The sequence below is a fragment of the Betaproteobacteria bacterium genome (assembly GCA_016720925.1).
GTDB lineage: Bacteria > Pseudomonadota > Gammaproteobacteria > Burkholderiales > Usitatibacteraceae > UKL13-2.
Genome location: JADKJR010000003.1, coordinates 398,092 through 418,192, shown reverse-complemented (window position 1 = coordinate 418,192; position 20,101 = coordinate 398,092). Strand labels below are relative to the sequence as shown.

Genomic DNA, 20,101 nt, shown 5'->3' with positions numbered 1-20,101 from the left:
CATGGCCATCGTCACCGGAAAGAGTCAACGCTGGCGCGTCTGGGCCGCGCATGCCGGGCTCTGCCTATTGATCGCGATTACACTGTTTCCGCTACTCGCGGTGGTTTCCATTTCGCTGCGTCCGGGCAATTTTTCCACCGGCTCGCTGATCCCTTCCACCATCAGCTTCGAACACTGGCAACTGGCGCTTGGCATCCCCTACAAGCAGCCCGACGGCACAGTGGTGCAGCCGCCTTTCCCCGTGCTGATGTGGCTGTGGAACTCGATCAAGATCGCCACCATCTCCGCCTTCCTGATCGTCGCCATTTCCACCACGGCTGCCTATGCGTTCGCGCGTTTGAAGTTCGCGCACAAGAACACCATTCTCAACAGCATGCTTCTGCTGCAGATGTTTCCGGTGGCGGTGGCGCTGGTGGCCATCTACGCAATCTTCGAAGGCATCGGCGCGCTCATCCCCTGGCTCGGAATCGAGACCCATGCGGGCGTGATCGTCGCCTATCTGGGCGGTGTGGCGATGCACATCTGGACCATCAAGGGCTACTTCGAAACCATTCCGACCGAGATCGAAGAAAACGCCAAGGTTGACGGCGCCACCCACTGGCAGGCATTCCGATTCGTCCTGCTGCCGATGGCCGTGCCGATCCTGATGGTGGTATTCGTGCTCGCCTTCATCGGCACCATCATCGAATACCCGGTGGCGTCGATTCTGCTGCGCGAAGAGCCGAACCTCACGCTTGCCGTGGGATCGAAGTTCTACCTTTACGAACAGAAGTACCTTTGGGGAGACTTTGCCGCCGCAGCCGTGCTTTCAGGGCTGCCGATCACGCTGGTATTTCTTGCCGCGCAACGCTGGATTGTGTCCGGACTGACTGCGGGAGGAGTCAAAGGTTGAAAGGAATGTTGAAAAAAATCGTCGCCGTGACGGCGGCCACAATCTGTGTTGTCGCCCACGCCCAGCCCGCCATGCCCAGCGCCAACCGTTTTGATCGCGAACTCGCTGGCACTTTTGAAGCACGTGAGAAGGACTGGCGCAACGGCGCCATCGTTTACCAGGTACTGGTCGATCGCTTTGCGCCACCGGCCAACCTCGAGGCCAAGCGACATCTGTACCCTGCGCCGAAGATCCTGCGCAAATGGAACGAGGTCCCGACGCGTGGCACCTACCTGGCGGACGCAAAGGTCTGGAGCCATGAAATCGATTTCTGGGGCGGAGATCTGCAAAGCATGACGACGCGGCTAGACCACGTGCAGCAACTCGGCGCTGACGTGCTTTATCTGAACCCGATCCACCTCGCCTACACCAACCACAAGTACGACGCGCTCCACTATGACCAGGTATCGCCCGAGTTTGGCACCCGGGCTGACGTTAAGCGGCTTGCGCAGGATGTGCACCGGCGCGGCATGAAGCTGGTGCTCGACGGCGTGTTCAATCATATGGGACGCAATTCACCTCTGTTCAAGCAGGCGGAAGCGGACCCCAGGAGCCCGGTCCGCGATTGGTTCGTGTTTGGCCCGGAACATGCCGGTGGTTCGCGCACCTGGTGGCTGGCAGAGAACCTGCCTGAACTCAATCTCGAAAACCCCAAAGTGCGCGATCACGTATACGCCAAGCCCGATTCAGTCGTGCGCAGCTACCTGCGCGACGGCATCGACGGCTGGCGCCTCGATGTGGCGGTCGATATCGGCTTCAATTATCTCGACCAGCTCACGCGCGCCGCGCATCGTGAGAAGTCCGGCTCGCTCGTCGTCGGCGAAATTGCCAGTTATCCGAAAGAGTGGTTCCCGGCCGTCGATGGCGTGATGCACTTCGCGCTGCGTCACATCCTGCTGCACCTCGTCGACGGCCGCATCACGCCACGGCAAGGTGCGGCGATGATCGACCGCATGATGCGCGAATCCGACTTTGAACACCTGTTGAAGTCCTGGGTGTATCTCGACAACCACGACACCGAACGGCTGGCCAGCGCGTTGGCCACCGATGCACAGCGCCAGTTGGCACAAGTGCTGCAGTTCACGCTGCCGGGTTCGCCGAATCTGTATTACGGCGGCGAAATCGGCATGGCCGGTGGCAACGATCCAGAGATGCGCGCGCCGATGCGATGGGACCTGGTTACGCCCGACAGCCCGACGCTGCGATGGACGAAACAACTGATCGCGCTGCGCAAAAAGCACCGTGCGCTCAAGGTCGGCAATTTCCGTCTCGTCACCACTGATCGGCTGCTGGGCTTCGAGCGCTACACCGATCGTGTCGCTGACACGGTCATCGTGCTTGCCAATCCCGGGCCGGCCGACATTACCGAAACCGTTCTGGTGGCCAATTCAAAACTGATGAACCCGTTCAAGATGATCGACTTGCTGCCAACCACCGCACCCGCGGTCAACATCATGACTGCGCTCCTTCAGGTGACCGTGCCGGCCGGCTCGTTCCGCGTGCTGGTGCCGGAAGTCTCGCCGCCCGGCGGCTATAGCTCATACAAGCGGGTACAGTGAAACGCAGCATGTTCGCGGCGGCTTTGCTGCTGGCCACCGGCATCGCCGGCGCCCAGGAGCTGGCCGCGATGGCCTGTCGGCCCGACCCGCTGAGTGGCCGTTCACTGTACTTGCGCGGCACCTTTAACAGCTGGAGTGCCGCTGACACGCAGCGATTCACCTATGTCTGCAACCGTTTCGAACTGGTGGCGCCGCTCACCGGCGCCCACACCTTCAAGATCGGCGATGACGAATGGTCGAAAGATGCCGACTTTGGCGCGAATGCCGCTGACGCGGGAAAGCCATGGCTGTTGCTTCCCAAAGGACCGGGCATCAATTTCACATTTCAGGGTACGCACAGGATCGTATTGAATATGCCACCAGCCGACAACGCCACCCTCAGTATCTCCACATGCCCATCACCGCCGCTGGGAGAAACCGCGCTTTTCCTGCGTGGCAGCATGAACAACTGGACGGCACAGGATACCTACGCATTCACCTACAGTTGCGACGCCTACTATCTCAACGTAAAACTGCAGGGGCGGCACGAATTCAAGATTGCCGATGCGGCGTGGAGCAGCGGCAACACGCTTGGTGGTTCGAATCGGGCGCCGGCAACGGCAATATTCAATCAAGCGCTGCCAATCGCCAAAGGCAGCAACGCAGCCGATGTGGGCAATCTGTATTTCGGATTTGAGGGGGAACAAACGCTGCGGGTCGCCTTCGCCGGCGGGCAACCGCTCCTTACCATCGGCGCCAAGTCGTTCGCCGACCCCAACGAGCAGGCCATCACCGATCCCATCGCATTGAGCGTGCGGCATGACTCGCGCGATCTTGTACACAAGTCGCCGTTTGGCGCAGTACCTGCCAATACCACCGTGAAGTTTGGCTTGACCGCCCAGGCTGGCGTGAAGAGCGTCACGTTGGTACTGGAAAAGCGCCGGCTCGAAGGCAATCAGGATGTACTGGAATACGCGCCGCTCGCGCGGGTGCCGATGTCGCGCTCCAAAAATCCGGATCATGAATTCTGGGCGGCGGAAGTTCCTTTCAAAGAAGTGAGCGTCTACGGCTACTACTTTGAAACTGTGATCGGCGACAAGACATTCATCTACCAGAATAATCGCCAGTCGGTATTCTGGACGCGCGAGAAAGGCGCGAACGGCGTGGGACTGATCAGCGATGCGCCCCCGACGCCGAAAGCCATCCGGCGCTTTCGCCATACCGTTTATGCGCGCGATTTCACCGTCCCCGCCTGGGCCAGCGACGCTGTGCACTACTACATTTTTCCGGATCGATTCCGCAACGGCGATCCAAGAAATGACCAGCGGCCCGGCGTCGACACCTACCAGGACAAAGGCGTGGAATTCCACCGCAACTGGCTGGACAAACCCTGGAAAGCCGGCACGGGCGATGGCTCGGATGATGTCTATAACAACGATTTTTTCGGCGGCGACATTGCCGGCATCATCGACAAGCTCGATTACATCGCGGATCTCGGCGCCAACACCATTTACATGACACCGCTGTTTCGTGCGTCCAGCAATCACAAATATGATACCGCCGACTTCCGGAATATCGATCCGCACTTCGGCACCAATGCGGAATTCGAAAAGCTGACGGCGGAAGCGCACAAGCGCGGCATCCGCGTGATCCCCGACACATCGCTCAATCATGTCGGCAGCGATTCGATTTACTTTGACCGCTATGGCAAGTATCAAAGCAAGGGTGCCTTCGAAGGCGGAAAGGTCCGGCGCGACTCGCCGTACGCGAGTTGGTTCACGTTTGACGAGTCGCAATCCGACCCGAACCGGCAATTCAAGGGCTGGGTGGGCGTACTCGACTTGCCAGAACTCAACAAGGCGTCAAAGGCCTATCGCGAATTCGCCTATGGTGCACCCGACTCTGTGATGAAACTGTGGCTCGACCGCGGCGCGGACGGTTGGCGCATGGATGTGGCGCCCTGGGTGCCCGACGATTTCTGGCGCGAATGGCGCTCCGCGATCAAGCGCCACAAGCCTGATGCATTGACGATCGCCGAGACGTGGTTCGATGCGTCGAAGTACTTCCTCGGCGATACCTTTGACTCGACCATGAATTACATTTTTCGCAACACGGTGCTCGAGTATGCCGCCGGCGGCAAGGCGCGGCAGTTGTATCCCAACCTTGAACTGATCCGCGAGGTCTATCCGCAACAGTCGTTGTATGCGTTGATGAACCTGCTCTCCGGCCACGACGTGGCCCGGTCACTGCATATATTCGGTTACGAGGGCGAGAAGACCGGCGCCGAGAAGATCGAAACCGCGAAACAGCGATTGCGCCTCGCGGTCTTCTTTCAGATGACTTATCCCGGTTCGCCAGCGGTGTATTACGGCGACGAGGTCGGGGTGACGGGCGGTGAGGATCCGTACAACCGCGCACCCTACCCGTGGGCCGACAAAGGCGGCAAACCCGATACCGCGCTGCTGGCCGATTTCAAAAGGCTCATCAAGCTGCGTAAGGACCACGCGGTATTGCGGCATGGCACGCTGGATGCGCCCGTGCATATCGATGACAACGTGATTGTGCATATTCGCCGCCTTGGCAAGGCAACCGCGATCACGGCGACCAACAATGCAACGACCGCAAAGTCAGTGACCGTAAAGCTTCCAATGGAATTGAAAACTCAAACTTTGCTGAACGCACTGACCGGCGCCCGAGTATCGATCAACGCGGGCACGATTACGGTAGAAGTGCCTGCGCTATTTGGAATCGTGCTGGTCAGCAAATAGCGCAAACGTGCGTCGCGATATAGCCGCCAATATTAGCGAACTCTAGCGCTGGCGGGGCTTGCTCAACGGCAATTTCTGGGGGGGGGGGGGCGGGGGGGGGGGAGGGGGGGGGGGGGGGGGGGGGGGGGGGGGGGGGGGGGGGGGGGGGGGGGGGGGGTGGGGGGGGGGGGGGGGGGGGGGGGGCCCACGCCCCGCCAGTCTTGAATTGGCGATTAGGAACCCCGACCCCCATTTTCGCCTTCATCGTTGTTGATGAATTTTTTGGCGAGAATTTTCTGGGGCCAGGTTTTTGATCAGCGGTTTTTCTCTCTGTTTCTGGGTTTTTTCGAGATGATTCGCCCGTTTTTCGGGACGTTTTCCCCGATTCCTCAGGCGCCACACGCACCTCTCCTGTCGAGCGTCGCCCAACGCCGCAAGTTGTACACGCACGCACGAAGGATGGTCTGCGCCTTGGCGCGGACTTTACCGATGCTACGCAGCGTCTTTCCCGACGATTGCACCCAGTCGCCGAACACGTGCTCGACGCGTGAGCGAATCCTGGACAGGGTCCGGTTGCGCGCGTGAATGCCGGTCTGGTCGCAGCGGTTCGGGTCGTCCTTCCTCTGCACCCTGTCAATCAGTCCCTTGGCCTTGGGCATCTCGAGCACCGCTTCGGCGCCACCTTCCCGGGCCAGCATTTTGAACGCCCAGATCGTGCGTGCATCGGGCAGATGCCGATGGCCGGTGAGTCCAGTGAAGATCTGCCAGCTCGTCGGATCCAGCAGGCAGTATTCCATCTCTTCGTCCGACAGGTTGCCGTACAGCTGCTGCAGCACGACGATCTTGAGCAGCGCCTCGGTCGGGTACGGTGGCCGGACGCCTTAGCGTCCGGTCGCGTCGTTCACCGCCCGCGTCAACCCTTGCCAGTCGACCAATTTCCCCAGACGATCCAGACGCCCGGTAAACTGGGCCAGCTTCGCTTCGCGCTGCTCGGCTATGAACAAGTACCCGTTCCGCTCTTTCATTCCTTCCCCCTCATGTCACCTTGGCCGGAAGACTTGGCAAGGGGGGGTAGAAGTTCCCAAAACCGGGGCTGAACGGTCATTGCATGAACGTACTTAGGCCGTCAGGTCGTTAACTTGTCCGCCGCCGACCCAACCACCATCCGCCGAAACCAAGCACGAAAATGCCGACCAATGCGTTCAACGTAAAGACATTTATTGCTGCACTGTTCACCTGCGCCAACGTCCGAATCGTTTCTCGCATTTCTCCATTCGTCCTCTGTCGCCGCTCCCAACTATTTCGCGCGGTATCCGTCGGCGCCGCTGACGAACTTCCATCAGACCTATTGCCCAAAAGATTTATTCCGGAAATGCCAAAAAAAGTTGATGCCCATTGCTGGCGTGTTTCTATGTTCGCGCTGGTGACGAAATTGAGGCAAACGGCTGATTCCACTTTGCAGGATCCCGGAACATCCTGAAACTCCGTCATGAATTCGCTGGCAGCCGCAGAAACAAGTAGACCTCTTGTTGAATTTACAAGGAAACAAAACAGGAAAAAACACAGAAAGAAGAAATACGCCTTTCGCTTCGCGATATCGTTGCTTGCCCACCAAAACGAGAGCAATACACCAGAGCACATGGCAACAGCAAGAATTGTGTTGCCCAACCAGAACCACCAGTCAAATCCCCGCGACTGAGGCAAGTATGGAGAAAGTTCCAAAAATGCGATCCAAAAGAAAACGACCGCTGCGGCAAGCCAGCTAAGTTTCTGAAACCGCTTCTTTTGCAGTGTGTCTTCAACTGTGTCCAATATCGTAGCTCCGGTCACAACAATGCTTCAATGCGCCTCCTCCCAATTTCTCCCCACCCCCGGCTCCGCCACCAGCGGCACCAGCAGCTTCGCGACATTCGTCATCAGCCCCGGCACCGCCGCTTTCACACGCTCCAGTTCTGATTCCGGTACTTCCAGCACCAATTCATCGTGCACCTGCATGATCATGCGCGTGGCGAGGTTCTCGGTTTCCAGCCAGCCCTGCACGGCGATCATCGCGAGTTTGATCAAGTCTGCCGCCGTGCCTTGCATGGGCGCGTTGATGGCAGCGCGCTCGGCCCCTTGGCGGCGGCCCTGGTTGCCGCTCTTGATATCGGGCAACCACAGGCGGCGCCCGAATACCGTTTCAACGTAGCCGCGCTCGTGGGCCTCGTTGCGGGTGCGGTCCATGTAGGCCTTCACACCGGGGTAACGCGCGAAGTACTTGTCGATGTAGCTCGCGGCAGCGGCGCGCTCGATGCCGAGATTGCTGGCGAGGCCGAAGGCGCTCATGCCGTAGATGAGGCCGAAGTTGATGACCTTGGCGTAGCGGCGCTGCTCGCTGGAGACTTCTTCGCGCGTGACGCCGAAGACTTCCGACGCGGTGGCTCGATGCACATCCTCGCCTTTGGCGAAGGCATCGAGAAGGCCGGGATCGCTGGAGAGATGCGCCATGATTCGTAGCTCGATCTGCGAATAGTCGGCGGACAGGATCTTGCTGCCGGGCGGCGCGATAAAGGCCTCGCGAATGCGCCGGCCCTCGGCCGTGCGTACGGGGATGTTTTGCAAATTCGGGTCGTTGCTGGAAAGCCGCCCCGTGACGGCCACGGCTTGACCGTAGTTGGTGTGCACGCGACCTGTTTTCGGGTTCACCATGCGCGGCAACTTGTCCGTGTAAGTGCTTTTCAGCTTGGAAATGCCGCGGTGCTCCAGGAGGATTTTCGGCAGCGGATAATCCTCCGCCAGCTTGGTCAGCGTTTCCTCGTCCGTGCTCGGCGCGCCGCCGGGCGTTTTCTTCAGCGGTTTGATGCCCTGCTTGTCGAACAGGATTTCCGCAAGCTGTTTCGGTGAGCCCAGATTGAATGGCTGGCCCGCCGCGTCGTGCGCCTTCGCTTCCAGCTCCATCATTTTCATGCCGAGTTCGCTCGATTGCTTTTCGAGCAATTGCGAATCGATCAACACCCCGTTGCGCTCGATCGTCAGCAGCACGTGGGTGGTTGGCATTTCGATGTGCGCATAGACGAACTTGAGTTTCTCGTCGGCCGCGACCTGCGGATACAGCGCGCCATGCAGTTGCAGCGTGACATCGGAATCTTCGGACGAATACTCCGTGGCTGTCTCAATTGACACCTGTTCAAAGCCAATTTGCGAGGCACCCTTGCCGGCAACTTGTTCAAAGGAAATGGTAGTGGCGCCGAGGTGGCGCGTGGCCAGCGAATCCATGTCGTGGCGCTGATGGCTTTCCAGCACGTAGGACTGCAGCAGCGTGTCGTGCCCGTAGCCGCGCACGGTGATGCCGTGGTTGGCGAATACGTGCAGGTCGTATTTGATGTTCTGGCCGAGCTTTGGTTTGCTCGCATCTTCCAGCCAGGGGCGGAGCTTGGCGATGGACGCGTCGAAATCGAGCTGATCGGGGGCGCCAGGGTAGATGTGCCTGAGTGGGAGATACGCGGCCTCGCCCGCCACGCAGGCGAAGGAAAGGCCGACAATCTGCGCCGCCATCGGGTCAAGGCTGGTGGTTTCGGTATCGACGCAGGCAAGTGTTGCGGCGTTGAGTTTGGCGATCCAGGCATCCAGCCGGGCGTTGGTCGAGATGGTTTCATATCGCCGCGTATTGACGAAGGCAACCTGTTTCGCCGCCATTTCGCCCGATGACCAACGCGTCGCGCCGGCATCCTTGTCGGCCTGCTTGAACACGGCAGAAGCGGCGCCCTCCCCCGCCTGCGCGGGAAGGCTGGGCTGTTCCACGCCTTTGCGCAATGCCGCGCGCATGCCCTTGAACCCGAAGTGCTCATACAGCTTGTCGAGCCTGGGGATGTCGCGCTGTTTGTGGTCAATGGTGTCGAAATCAAACGGCAGCGGCACATCGCACTTCACCGTCACCAGCGTACGCCCGGTCGGAAGCCAATCGAGCGCTTTCCGCAAGTTTTCGCCGACCACGCCTTTGATGTTGGCGGCATTGGCGATCACGCCGTCGAGCGAGCCGAATTCCGCGATCCATTTCGCGGCCGTTTTGGGGCCGACTTTTTCAACACCGGGAACGTTATCGACGTTGTCACCCATCAGCGCGAGGTAATCAATTATGCGATCGGGCGGAACGCCGAATTTCTCGGTGATGCCCGCGACACCCAGTTTCTCGTTGGACATGGTGTTGTACCAAAGCACGCCGTCCTCGACCAGCTGCGCGAGATCCTTGTCACCGGTGGAGATGATCGTTTCCACGCCGCGCGCGACCGCGTGCTTGGTCAGCGTGCCGATGACGTCGTCGGCTTCCATCCCCGCCACCTCAATACATGGCCAGCCCAGCGCTTCGGCGACTTCGCGTATGTGCTTCACCTGATGCGCGAGGTCCTCCGGCATCTTTTCCCGGTTGGCTTTGTACTCGGGGTAAATGTCGTCGCGGAAGGTTTTGCCCTTGGGGTCGAACACGCAGGCGCTATAATCGGCTGGATACTCATCGCGAAGCTTGTTGAGCATGTTGGCCACACCGAATATCGCGCCGGTGGGGTCGCCGGTCGGGGAACGAAAATCCGGCATGGCGTGAAATGCGCGATAGAAATAGCTCGAAATATCGACGAGCAGCAATCGTGCACGCGGGCCGGAACGGGGACTGGTGGTTTCGGTGGCGCTCATGGGAGAAAAGTCAGTTGACGCAAGAAAAGAGCAGCACGAACGGCGCCGGTAACGACGGCCGGGTTTCCAAAATACCCAAGCTGGCGGATCCGGAACTGCAACAACAATCGTTGACCGCCGCGCGCGACTCGTGGTGGATGTTCAACATTATCGCCGAAATGGTTACGGCGGCAGACAAACTGGCGGCGGTTGCGCCGGCCGTAGCAATTTTTGGCAGCGCGCGCATGGCGGAAGGCCATGCGTATTACAAATTGACCGAGCAGATCGCGCAGAAACTTTCCGATTCGGGATTTTCCGTGGTGTCCGGCGGCGGACCCGGCCTGATGGAAGCCGCCAACAAGGGCGCTTTGGCCGGCAAGAGTCCCAGCGTCGGGCTGAATATCCTGTTGCCGTTCGAAAAGGGTGGCAACGGCTTCCAGGATGTATCGCTCACGTTCCAGCATTTTTTCGCACGCAAGGTGATGTTTGTGAAGCATGCTGGCGCGTACGTCGTGATGCCGGGCGGCTTCGGCACATTGGACGAATTAACCGAGGCGCTGACGCTGATCCAGACCGGCAAGATCCGCCGCATTCCGATCATTCTTGTGGGAAGCCAATTCTGGAAAGGGCTGGTGGACTGGTTCCGGGCCACGATGGTGGTTGAAGGTGTCATCAGCGCATCCGACCTGGACCTGTTCAAAATCATCGACGAGCCGCAGCAGGTCGTCGATGCAATATTCGAGCACTATGCAAATCGCAGTTTCCTGCCGAACCCGGACGAGCGGGCGCTGGAAATGAGCCTCTAACTGGAGCCAATCATGCGCAAGTTGATCGTTCTTCTCGTCGCCGTAATTTCCCTGCCCGCCCTCGCCCAAAGCCAGGCGCGTCCTCGCCCCAAGGATATGCAGGTCGTCGAAGACCTTGCCACGCCGCCGAAGGTGAAAGACGGGAAGAACGTTCCGGCGCCTATCGTCACCACGCGCAAGGTGGGTGACGACACCATTCACGAATACCGCATCGGCGGCAAACTGTATCAGCAGAAGGTTCAGCCGGCAAAAGGCCCTGCCTACTACCTGATCGACGACAAAGGCGAAGGCAAGTTCACACGCGTTGACGGGCCTGAGCCAAAGATTTCCGTCCCGATGTGGGTATTGCTTGAATGGTGAGTTGCCGTTGCAGTGGTTGCAGGTCGGGCGGGGCCGTTCGCATACAGGTCGCAGCCAGACGTGAACGCCCCGACATGATGGTCCCGTTAGCTTCCTCCATTAGTTCATGAGTGTGTTCACCCCCGTCAGCGTCGATGAAGCGCGCGCGTTTGTCGACCCATATCGCGTCGGTGACATCATCGATTTTCAGAACATCGCCGCCGGCGTGGAGAATTCCAATTTCTTCGTCACCACGACACAAGGCCGATACGTACTGACCATTTTCGAGAAGATTCCGCGCGCCGACCTCAATTTCTACATGGGGCTCATGTCGCACCTTCGCGCCAACGGCATTCCTTGCGCGGCGCCCCTGCAAACTATCGATCACGTCGTCCTGCAGCAGCTTCACGGCAAGCCGGCTGCGCTGGTGACCCGGCTGGCAGGCAACGATATTTCGCATCCAACGCCCGAGGATTGTCGCGCCGTGGGCGTGGCGCTTGCGCGCATGCATGAAGCCGCCGCGTCATTCCATCTGAAGATGCCCAACTGGCGCGGGCTTTCGTGGTGGAAAGAATATGCCGGCGACCTGGCGCCACATCTTTCGACAAATGAAAAGGCATTGCTTGCCTCTGAGCTTGCGTATCAGGCCGACTTTAACAAGCTCAAGCTGCCGCGTGGCGTGATTCACGGTGACCTGTTCCGCGACAATATTCTGTGGGACGATCACGGTACGCATCACACGCCACAGATGATCGATTTTTATTTCGCGTGTGAAGAGCAACTGCTGTTCGACGTCGCGGTCACGGCCAACGACTGGTGTCTGGAGTTTTCCGCATATCCTGCCGCAAAACTGAATGATGCGAATACTCGCGCGCTGCTGCAAGGTTATGCCTCAATTCGCGCCTTCAAGCCCGCCGAGCGCGCGGCCTGGCCGCAAATGTTGCGCGCCGCGGCCCTGCGCACGTGGCTGGGACGGCTTGGGTATTATCATTTCCCGCGCGATTCAGAATTAACGCACCCGAAAGACCATCCGTTTTCGGAGCGACTGTTGACGCATCACATTGCGTTGGCGCCGCAACATCTGGCGCTGATGGCATCCCTTCCATAATTCCAGGCCGCCAGATCAATATGCAAGTCATCGACGCACCCGCCAACGCCGGGGTTGGCTGGATCAAGCAATCGTTCTCGATTTTCACTGCCCAACCGACAGGATGGGTTGCGCTAATTTCGTGCTGGCTGCTGCTGACGGTGCTGGTGTTTTTTGGCATTCCCGTCGTTGGCCCGGCTTTGGCGACTATGTTGCAGCCGGGCTTGTTTGCGGGCTTTGTCATCGCCGCGCGCGACTTGGAAGCCGGGCAACGGGTGACGCTATCGCAATTGTTTGCCGGATTTCGATTCAACGGACGGGCGCTGTTGACGCTCGGCTCCATTACGCTGCTCGCCGAAATCATGGCGGTGGTACTACTTGGCCTGGTGGGCTTTCCGCGCACCATTCCGCTGGATGCGAACAACTGGCCAGACATGCGCGCCTACGTGGAATTGCTGGATGGAAAAGAATGGATGATCTTCGCCGGCATGGGAATGATGATGCTGATCAAGGCCGTGCTGTGGTTCGCGACGCCGTTGCTCGCGTTACATCCGATGCGCGCCGGCCATGCGTTGCGCTGGAGTTTTTACGCATTCATTGGCAATTTTCTGCCGATGCTGCTGTTCGGCTTGATGATGTCGGGCATCTTTTTCATCGCCGCCATGCCTTGGGCGCTTGGGTTGCTGGTCGCAATGCCGGTCTACGCCCTGACCGGCTACACCAGTTACAAGCAGGTCTTTCCGGGGGATCCACCGGGTTGAGCCCGTTGGTGTTGGCTTCATGACGCAGAGTCTTGATTGGCGTCAACCGGATCGCGGTGTCTTGCAGGCAATATCTTTCAATGCACCTGCATGCGATCCGGATTCGGGATATTCTGATTCTGTCTTTACGCGCTACGCTGCAAGCCAACAATTTTCAGCCGCCATTTTGCGCCACATTCTGACTGGGAGGATCATCATGCGAAATCTGCTCTGCCTGTTGTTCCTGGTAACGTCTCTGGCTTCAGCCAATGAGATTGTGATCGGATAATCCGCGCCGCTGTCCGGCGGCAACGCGGATCTGGGCAAGGATATTCGCAACGGCGCACTCGCGTACTTCAAGAAAGTGAATGATGCGGGCGGCGTGAACGGCAACAAGATAAAACTGGTGACGCTGGACGACAAGAACGACACCAAACTCTCCGCGGAAAACACCAAGAAACTCGTGGACGAGCAAGATGTGGTGGCGCTGTTTGGCTACGCGTCATCGACCTTGAGCATTCCGGCCATGCCGAGCGTGAAGGAGAAAAGGGTGCCGTTTTTTGCGCCCTTCACCGGTGCGGACACCATTCGCAAGCAAAACGAATTTGTCTACACGGTGCGCGCGACCTACGCCGACGAAATTGAAAAAATTATCAGTTTTTGGGGAAGTCTCGGCGCGACCCGCGTGACGGTACTGCACTACGATGATGCGGTCGGCAAGCAGAACTTTGATACGGTCGCCAAGTCCCTTGGGAAGTTCGGCAAACAGCCGGTGAGCGTGTCGATTAAACGTAACGCGGACGTACCGCCAGCCAGCATTCAGGAAATAATCGCCTCCGATCCGCAGATCATGGTCGTGACCACTTTGTACGCCCCGATCGCGCAGGTCGTGAGGGCTCTTAAGGCCGCCAACAGACAGTACACGGTGAGCAGCCTGTCATTTGCCGGCGCCAGCCAGATTGCCAAGGCATTGGGGCCGGACGCGGCGGGCATTTCCGTTGCGCTGACGGTTCCCACGCCAAAAGAACAATCCATTCCGGTCGTCAAGGAATGCGTCGAGGCCTGGGCGGCGCTCGGCCAGGGGGAAGCGATGTCGGTAACCGCGCTCGAGTCGTGCATCGCGGCAAAAGTGCTGGTGATAGGATTGAAGAAGGCCGGCAAAGAGGTTTCGCGTGAATCGCTGCATAAGTCGCTTGCGGCGCTTGGTCGTGTCGATACTGGCGGCTTCGTAGTGGAATTCAAGCCCGGTTTCCATCACGGCGGGAAATACGTGGATATCGCGGTGATTCGCCTGAACGGTGAGTTGAAAAACTGAGGCCGGGAATGCGCCTGCGCTGGCGCACGACACTGAAACGCTTGCCCGCAAGGGCGTTTGTCAGGCGTTAGTTTGCCCGCTTGCCGATTGGTGAGGTAGTTCGCGCGGTACAATTCCGGCACCCCTCCACGACTCTGTGATCCGATGCGTCCAGCTTTTTCTTGCCTTGTTTTTTCAATTGTGACTTTTGCGTCGGGCGTGGCACACACGGTAAACGCGACAAAAGCGGCCGCACCACCAGTTGTCATCCCCGGCGCGTCCCTATCCGCCAGTGCCGAGGCGATCTACCGCGACGCCAAGCCGCGCCTGCTGCAGATCCGCACGCTGTTGAATAGCGCATCGCAAAAATCTTCCACGGGTTCCGGCTTCCTGGTGAGCGCCGAGGGTTTGGCGATCACCAATTATCACGTCGTTTCGCAACATGCACTCGAACCGCAGACTTATCGCATGGAATATGTCTCGGCTGATGGCACGCGCGGCAAACTGAAGCTGCTGGCCTTCGATGTCATCAACGATCTGGCGCTGGTACAACTTGATAAAGGCGGCTGGACGCATTTTGAATTCGATCCGCGCGCGTTAACCGGCAACCTGCCGCGCGGTGAAAAACTGTTCAGCCTCGGCAACCCACTTGATATCGGATTCGCGGTAATGGAGGGCAACTACAGCGGGCTGGTGGAACGCAGCTACAGTGAACGCATCCACCTTTCTGGTCCGATGAATCCCGGCATGAGCGGTGGCCCGACGCTGGGTGGCACATCGCGCATTGCCGGCGTCAATGTCGCCAAGGCCATTTTCGCGGAGCAGGTGAGCTTTCTGGTTCCCGCCAAATACGCGGCTGCGTTAATGACGCACCCGCGCCTCGCTGAACCCCTGACCGGCAAGCTGACGCGTGCCGAGATTTCCCGCCAAGTGAGCGCGTGGCAGAGCGGCCTGTACGCCGCGCTGGAGAGCAAAGGCTTCAAGCCCACGCCGAATGGTTCTTACCTGGCGCCGGAAAGTGCCGCCGAGTGGTTCACCTGCGGCGCGCGCACCAATGCCGATGCCAAGCCGGCGCCGCGCGCACGCTCGGACTCGTCGAGTTGCAGCATGCAGAACTGGCTGTTCATTTCCGGTGATATTCACACCGGCAACGTGCGCATTTCGCGCAGCCATTTCAAGTCCATCGACCTCAACAGTTTCCAGTTTGCCAATTTCGTGTCGCAGAACGCGCGGCTGTCGGGGGAGGAATCCAATCCCAAGCGATTCACCGCCCCCGCCTGTCACGAAGATATCGTCATTGTCGGTGAAACGGACGCAAAAGCCAGCCACCCGCGCCTGCGCGTGATGTGGTGCGCGAGCGCGTACCGCGATCTTGAAGGCTTGTACAACGTGTCGATGATGGCGGTTACCCAGGACCGAAGCGATGAGGCGGTCGCCATGACCCTGTCAATGACCGGCACCACGTATGAAAACGCGACGCGCCTTGGCCAACGCTTCCTCGCGGAATTGAAGGTGGCGCCATGACATCGCACCCGCCATTCTGGATTGAGATTCTCGACAAGTCAGGCGCGGTGGCGTCGCGTCAGCGGATTCACGCGGACGCCGTTACCATTGGCCGCGGCTATGGCAATGACGTCGTGATCGATGACCCCTTTGTCGCGCCGGCGCATGTACGGATCGCCTTCGATGCCGAAGGTGCCCTGTGCCTGGAAGACCTGGGCACACAAAACGGCACATTCGATGTCATCCGCCACGCCAACGTCAATCACTTGCTGGTAGGCGACGAAGCGTCCATTCGCATTGGCCACACTAACCTGCGAATCCGGCGCGTGAGCTTCGAGGTCGCGCCGGCGTTACCCATGACCTCGACCTACGCGCCGCTCGGTGCAATGGGCTACGGCAACGCGGCATTATTCATGATGGCCGCGTTTATCGCTGCCATCACACTGTCAACCTGGCTCGGACAAACCAGCGAATTCAAGCTCGCCAACTATTTGCCCGGCGCGGTGGTGATGCCAATGGTGGTGCTCAGCTGGGCTGGCATCTGGACACTGCTCACCCGGCTCGTCACCGCACGCGGCCAGTTCTTTCGTCACGTGGCGATTGCATTTGCGTTCATGGTGTCATTGTTCATCGTCGATATCGTCACCGATTTCGCCACCTACAGCTTTGCCTGGACATCGCTGCAAAAGTGGGTGCCGCTATTGCTTTGGGGGATGTTCGGCATTCTGTGTTTTGCCCACATCCGCGCCATTACACCGAAGCACATTCGTCTCGTCGGCGCAATCGTCGGCGCGCTGGTTGTCGTGGCCGTCGGCGTACACGTTTCATTGCGCGTGGAAAGCGAAAAGGTGCAGCCGCAACGCATTTCGGCCAAGCTGATGCCGCCATTCCTGCTGATGAAATCCCCGGTCGCGCCGGACGCGTTCTTCAAGGAGGCGCTCGCGCTCAAACCGAAGCTGGAAGAAGAGCGAAAGAAAGAACCGTCGTCGGGCAGTGCGTCGATGGGCGATTTTGACTAAGCATACGCGCAACAACCACAAACTCCAGCACTGGCGCACCATTTCAGACATTTATACTCTGTGAGGCGCGCCAGCCATAGAGTTTGCCTCGCAATTATCTTTTTGACGCGCAATGCGCGCGCGATTCGCGCTATGCGACCGCCGTCAGCTTCGCGTACTGCAGCGCCAGCCACTTCGTGCCATCGCTGCGGAATTTGACCTGTACCCGCGCATCCAGTCCCGCTGCCTTCGAAATTCACCACCACGCCTTCGCCAAACTTGCCGTGCATGACGTTCTGGCCAATGGCGAAGGGATGCGCATCGGGACGCCGCGTTTCGAAATTGGCACGGGTCGTGTCGGGCGCACCGTCTCGACCATAACTGGTATCTTGCGTCGTCATGCCACCGTAACGATTGGCTTGGCTGGCGTATGGTTGCTCGCCGCTGCCACGACCCTCGCGCCACGCACCGGCGCCGGACGAACGATCACCCCATGACTGCGCTGCATTGTGCGCCCCGGCGGATCGCGCGGCGGGATACATCTGCTGACCCGCCAGATAGCCTGACTGCCGCTCCGGTACCACGATCCATTTGCAAAGCGGCGCAGGAATTTCATCGACAAAACGCGAGACGATGCCGTAACGCATTTGCCCGTGCAACATGCGCTGTGCGGCATAGGAAAGATACAGCCGTTCACGCGCACGCGTAATCGCGACATACATCAGCCGCCGCTCTTCCTCGATGCTCTCGAGAGTCGTAATCGAATTCTCGTGCGGGAACAGGCCTTCTTCCAGCCCGCTCAAAAACACGGCGGTGAACTCAAGCCCCTTGGCGGAATGCACCGTCATCAGTTGCAACGCGTCCTCGTTCACACCGGCCTCGTGCTCACCTGCCTCCAGGCTGGCATGGGTCAGAAAGCCGACCAGCGGCGAATCCTCGCCTTCGTATTCTTCCTGGAATTGCGCGGTGGCATTGATCAATTCGGCGAGGTTCTCCAGCCGATCGGCGCCTTCGCGTTCAGCCAGGTAATGTGCGCGCAGCCCGCTCTTCTCCAGGCATTCGTCGGCCAGCTCCTGCAAGGCCACCGCGGTCGACGAGGCCTTCAGGCTTTCGGCGATTTTCAGGAACGCCCCAATGGCGGAAGCGGAACGACCAGTGATTTCCCCTTTGGCGATGCCCGACGCGGCGGCGGCATACATCGACACGTTGTCGCGCCGCGCGAGTTCCTGCACTTGCTCGACCGAACGAGCGCCGATGCCGCGCGGCGGAAAATTTACCACCCGCGAAAAGGCGCCATCGTCGTCTGGATTGGCGGCGACACGCAAATACGCCAGCGCGTGCTTGATTTCCTGACGCTCGAAAAACCGCAGGCCGCCGTACACTTTGTAGGCGACACCCGCGCGAAACAGCGCGTGCTCCAGCACCCGCGATTGCGCGTTCGATCGATACAATAGCGCCATATCGATCAGCGCGGTGCCGCCGCGATTGAGTGACTTCACTTCATCGATGATGAACTGCGCTTCATCGTTGTCCGAGGCACCGGCAAAAATGCGAACGGGCTCGCCCTTGCCCGCTTCGGTCCACAGATTCTTGCCGAGGCGCTCCTTGTTTTGCTGGATCACCGCATTGGCGGCGTCGAGAATGTTGCCCTGCGAGCGGTAATTCTGTTCGAGCTTGATGACGTTGTTACCGGCAAAATCACGCTGGAAATCACGCATGTTGCCGACTTCGGCGCCGCGGAATTTGTAAATGCTCTGGTCATCATCGCCCACTGCGAACATCGCGGCACCCCCGCTGGCCAGCAGGCGTATCCATTGGTACTGAAGGCGATTGGTGTCCTGGAACTCATCGACCAGGATGAATTTGAAACGCTCGCGGTAGTGCTCCAGCAATGGCGGATTCTTCCCAAGCAATTCGTAACAACGCAACAGCAGCTCGGCAAAATCGACCACGCCTTCACGCTGGCATTGCTCATCGTAGGCGCGATAGAGGTCGACCTGCCGCCGGGTGAATTCATCCTGCGCTTCCACCGCGTTGGCGCGCAGGCCCTGATCCTTGCAGTTGTTGAAGAACCAGCACATTTCGCGCGGCTTGAATTTCTCGTCGTCGACATTGAGCGTCTTCAACAGGCGCTTGACGGCTGACTGCTGGTCGGCTGAATCGAGAATCTGGAAAGTCTGCGGCAGATGGGCGTCGCGATAGTGCGCACGCAGCAGCCGATTGCAGAGGCCGTGGAAAGTGCCAATCCACATGCCTCGCGTGTTGATCGGCATCATCGCCGACAGGCGCGCCAGCATTTCCTTGGCGGCCTTGTTGGTGAACGTCACCGCGAGAATCCCGGCGGGGCTGACCTGACCGGTCTGAATCAGGTACGCGATGCGGGTGGTCAGTACGCGTGTCTTGCCGCTACCCGCCCCCGCGAGCACCAGCGCGCTGTCGTGCGCCAGCGTGACCGCCTTCAATTGTTCGGGGTTGAGATTATCGAGAAGACGAGGATGCAGCGCGCTGGGAGAATAAGGCGGCGGCGAAGTCGGAAATGGGGCGTTCATGCGGGACCATCAAGATTGAGGTCACATTATAGGGGTTCATGCCCCGCCCCCATGCGTTGTCTTACGCCACCACCTCATTGCGCGATGCGGACTTCCTTGAAGCCGGAGCCCGCCTTTAGTCGCGCGGCAAGTTGCCTCGCGGAAAGCTCACTATCCATTTTTCCGATAGTCAGGACATTATCGGTTGCGACTTCCGCAGGATAGCCGTTGTTGCGCAAATTGCGCGCCGCTTCGCGTGCTTCCGCGCGCGAAGCAAAGCCGTCGATCACCACTTTCCACCCGCCTTGGGGGCTGGACGTCTTGCCAAGTTCCATTTCCGTCTCGGCGGCGAAAACTTCGAGCTCCGGTTTGGTCAGAAAGCTGATGGGAGCCGGGGGTGCCGAACTGGTCGACTGGAAAAGCTGCAACGGCTGATCCAGGATCAGTGACTTTTTGTCGTTGCCAGTAATTTCAATCTTGCCTTCGATCAGGCAGACGATGTCGTTGTCATCGCGGCTGCGGCCCCACAGGTCGGTGCCGCGAATGCCGACGGTTGCGTTCTGGCCAACCCTGATGCGCACGTCGCGCGGCAAGTTCCGGGAAAGCGTCGCGGTCGTAAATCGAAATGCGCCGTTCAGTACATTGAGTACGGCCTCGAAGGCACCCTTCCTGGGCTGCGCGCGTTCGATGACGAACCTGGCGTTTTCGCCCAGCTTCACAAAGCTGCCTTCCTCAAGCTTTAGCAGCAGGCGTGCGCCCGCGCCAGTGCGCACGGTATCGCCCGCCTGCAGGGAAACGCCCGGGGAAATCGGCACTGTCAAACCGGCTCGATCAAGCCAGGCCGGTAACTGCACGCCATCAACCGTGCCAACGGCTGCCGCTATCGTCACGTTGGCAAAACAGGAAGCAAGGCAAATACTCAGTGCGCAAACAATTTTTTTCATTT

Annotated in this window: 16 protein-coding genes; 10 read left to right on the top strand and 6 right to left on the bottom strand. The window is 59.2% G+C overall.

The features are described 5' to 3' along the window. Nucleotide 1: 1 nt before the first annotated feature. The 3 genes from malG (at nt 2) to IPP88_06055 (ending at nt 5,237) form a co-directional block, all read left to right on the top strand. Nucleotides 2-892, top strand: a complete 891-nt coding sequence (malG, locus tag IPP88_06065) for a maltose ABC transporter permease MalG (GenBank protein MBL0122302.1) — start codon at nt 2-4, stop codon at nt 890-892. 71 nt (nt 893-963) lie between these two features. Continuing rightward, nucleotides 964-2,490 (top strand): glycoside hydrolase family 13 protein, encoded by a 1,527-nt coding sequence (locus tag IPP88_06060; GenBank protein MBL0122301.1) that lies wholly within the window; start codon nt 964-966, stop codon nt 2,488-2,490. A gap of 8 nt (nt 2,491-2,498) precedes the next feature. Beyond that, nucleotides 2,499-5,237, top strand: a complete 2,739-nt coding sequence (locus IPP88_06055) for a hypothetical protein (protein MBL0122300.1) — start codon at nt 2,499-2,501, stop codon at nt 5,235-5,237. A gap of 368 nt (nt 5,238-5,605) precedes the next feature. On the opposite strand, the gene IPP88_06050 is transcribed toward IPP88_06055, so the two are convergent. From IPP88_06050 to polA, 4 genes are all read right to left on the bottom strand, one after another. Continuing rightward, entirely contained in the window at nt 5,606-6,052 is a 447-nt protein-coding gene (locus IPP88_06050; GenBank protein ID MBL0122299.1) for a transposase, read from the bottom strand. A 45-nt stretch (nt 6,053-6,097) separates the two neighbouring features. Further along, on the bottom strand, nt 6,098-6,241 hold the full coding sequence (locus IPP88_06045) for a hypothetical protein (GenBank protein ID MBL0122298.1): 144 nt from the start codon (nt 6,239-6,241) through the stop codon (nt 6,098-6,100). 109 nt (nt 6,242-6,350) lie between these two features. Continuing rightward, nucleotides 6,351-7,028: a hypothetical protein gene (locus IPP88_06040; GenBank protein ID MBL0122297.1), complete on the bottom strand. Its 678-nt coding sequence runs from the start codon at nt 7,026-7,028 to the stop codon at nt 6,351-6,353. A 27-nt stretch (nt 7,029-7,055) separates the two neighbouring features. Further along, a complete protein-coding gene (polA, locus tag IPP88_06035; GenBank protein MBL0122296.1) occupies nt 7,056-9,881 on the bottom strand; it encodes a DNA polymerase I in 2,826 nt (941 codons plus the stop codon). Between the two features lie 137 nt (nt 9,882-10,018). Between polA and IPP88_06030 the strand changes: the two genes are divergently transcribed. From IPP88_06030 to IPP88_06000, 7 genes are all read left to right on the top strand, one after another. Then, the gene (locus IPP88_06030; GenBank protein MBL0122295.1) at nt 10,019-10,666 is read left to right on the top strand and encodes a TIGR00730 family Rossman fold protein; all 648 of its coding nucleotides are present in this window, start codon (nt 10,019-10,021) and stop codon (nt 10,664-10,666) included. A 12-nt stretch (nt 10,667-10,678) separates the two neighbouring features. Further along, complete coding sequence (locus IPP88_06025) at nt 10,679-11,026, top strand: DUF2782 domain-containing protein (GenBank protein ID MBL0122294.1); 348 nt, start codon at nt 10,679-10,681, stop codon at nt 11,024-11,026. Between the two features lie 106 nt (nt 11,027-11,132). Further along, nucleotides 11,133-12,113: a homoserine kinase gene (locus IPP88_06020; GenBank protein MBL0122293.1), complete on the top strand. Its 981-nt coding sequence runs from the start codon at nt 11,133-11,135 to the stop codon at nt 12,111-12,113. A gap of 20 nt (nt 12,114-12,133) precedes the next feature. Further along, entirely contained in the window at nt 12,134-12,853 is a 720-nt protein-coding gene (locus IPP88_06015) for a hypothetical protein (protein MBL0122292.1), read from the top strand. Between the two features lie 277 nt (nt 12,854-13,130). Further along, a complete protein-coding gene (locus tag IPP88_06010) occupies nt 13,131-14,147 on the top strand; it encodes an ABC transporter substrate-binding protein (GenBank protein ID MBL0122291.1) in 1,017 nt (338 codons plus the stop codon). A 144-nt stretch (nt 14,148-14,291) separates the two neighbouring features. Then, a complete protein-coding gene (locus tag IPP88_06005) occupies nt 14,292-15,650 on the top strand; it encodes a trypsin-like peptidase domain-containing protein (GenBank protein ID MBL0122290.1) in 1,359 nt (452 codons plus the stop codon). Beyond that, nucleotides 15,647-16,648: an FHA domain-containing protein gene (locus tag IPP88_06000; GenBank protein MBL0122289.1), complete on the top strand. Its 1,002-nt coding sequence runs from the start codon at nt 15,647-15,649 to the stop codon at nt 16,646-16,648. Before IPP88_06005 ends, IPP88_06000 begins: the two co-directional genes overlap by 4 nt. On the opposite strand, the gene IPP88_05995 is transcribed toward IPP88_06000, so the two are convergent. Next, nucleotides 16,645-19,176, bottom strand: a complete 2,532-nt coding sequence (locus IPP88_05995; GenBank protein ID MBL0122288.1) for a UvrD-helicase domain-containing protein — start codon at nt 19,174-19,176, stop codon at nt 16,645-16,647. The two genes, IPP88_06000 and IPP88_05995, sit on opposite strands and share 4 nt — an antisense overlap. A gap of 74 nt (nt 19,177-19,250) precedes the next feature. Beyond that, entirely contained in the window at nt 19,251-20,099 is an 849-nt protein-coding gene (locus IPP88_05990) for a FecR domain-containing protein (GenBank protein ID MBL0122287.1), read from the bottom strand. Nucleotides 20,100-20,101 lie beyond the last annotated feature (2 nt).

Bases quoted from the DNA above. Each gene is read 5' to 3' on its own strand.
- IPP88_06045 (MBL0122298.1), bottom strand. From the start codon at position 6,241: ATGAAAGAGCGGAACGGGTACTTGTTCATAGCCGAGCAGCGCGAAGCG.
- IPP88_06030 (MBL0122295.1), top strand. From the start codon at position 10,019: ATGTTCAACATTATCGCCGAAATGGTTACGGCGGCAGACAAACTGGCG.
- polA (MBL0122296.1), bottom strand. From the start codon at position 9,881: ATGAGCGCCACCGAAACCACCAGTCCCCGTTCCGGCCCGCGTGCACGA.
- IPP88_06020 (MBL0122293.1), top strand. From the start codon at position 11,133: ATGAGTGTGTTCACCCCCGTCAGCGTCGATGAAGCGCGCGCGTTTGTC.
- IPP88_05995 (MBL0122288.1), bottom strand. From the start codon at position 19,176: ATGAACGCCCCATTTCCGACTTCGCCGCCGCCTTATTCTCCCAGCGCG.
- malG (MBL0122302.1), top strand. From the start codon at position 2: ATGGCCATCGTCACCGGAAAGAGTCAACGCTGGCGCGTCTGGGCCGCG.
- IPP88_06060 (MBL0122301.1), top strand. From the start codon at position 964: ATGCCCAGCGCCAACCGTTTTGATCGCGAACTCGCTGGCACTTTTGAA.
- IPP88_06055 (MBL0122300.1), top strand. From the start codon at position 2,499: ATGTTCGCGGCGGCTTTGCTGCTGGCCACCGGCATCGCCGGCGCCCAG.
- IPP88_05990 (MBL0122287.1), bottom strand. From the start codon at position 20,099: ATGAAAAAAATTGTTTGCGCACTGAGTATTTGCCTTGCTTCCTGTTTT.
- IPP88_06000 (MBL0122289.1), top strand. From the start codon at position 15,647: ATGACATCGCACCCGCCATTCTGGATTGAGATTCTCGACAAGTCAGGC.
- IPP88_06025 (MBL0122294.1), top strand. From the start codon at position 10,679: ATGCGCAAGTTGATCGTTCTTCTCGTCGCCGTAATTTCCCTGCCCGCC.
- IPP88_06015 (MBL0122292.1), top strand. From the start codon at position 12,134: ATGCAAGTCATCGACGCACCCGCCAACGCCGGGGTTGGCTGGATCAAG.
- IPP88_06005 (MBL0122290.1), top strand. From the start codon at position 14,292: ATGCGTCCAGCTTTTTCTTGCCTTGTTTTTTCAATTGTGACTTTTGCG.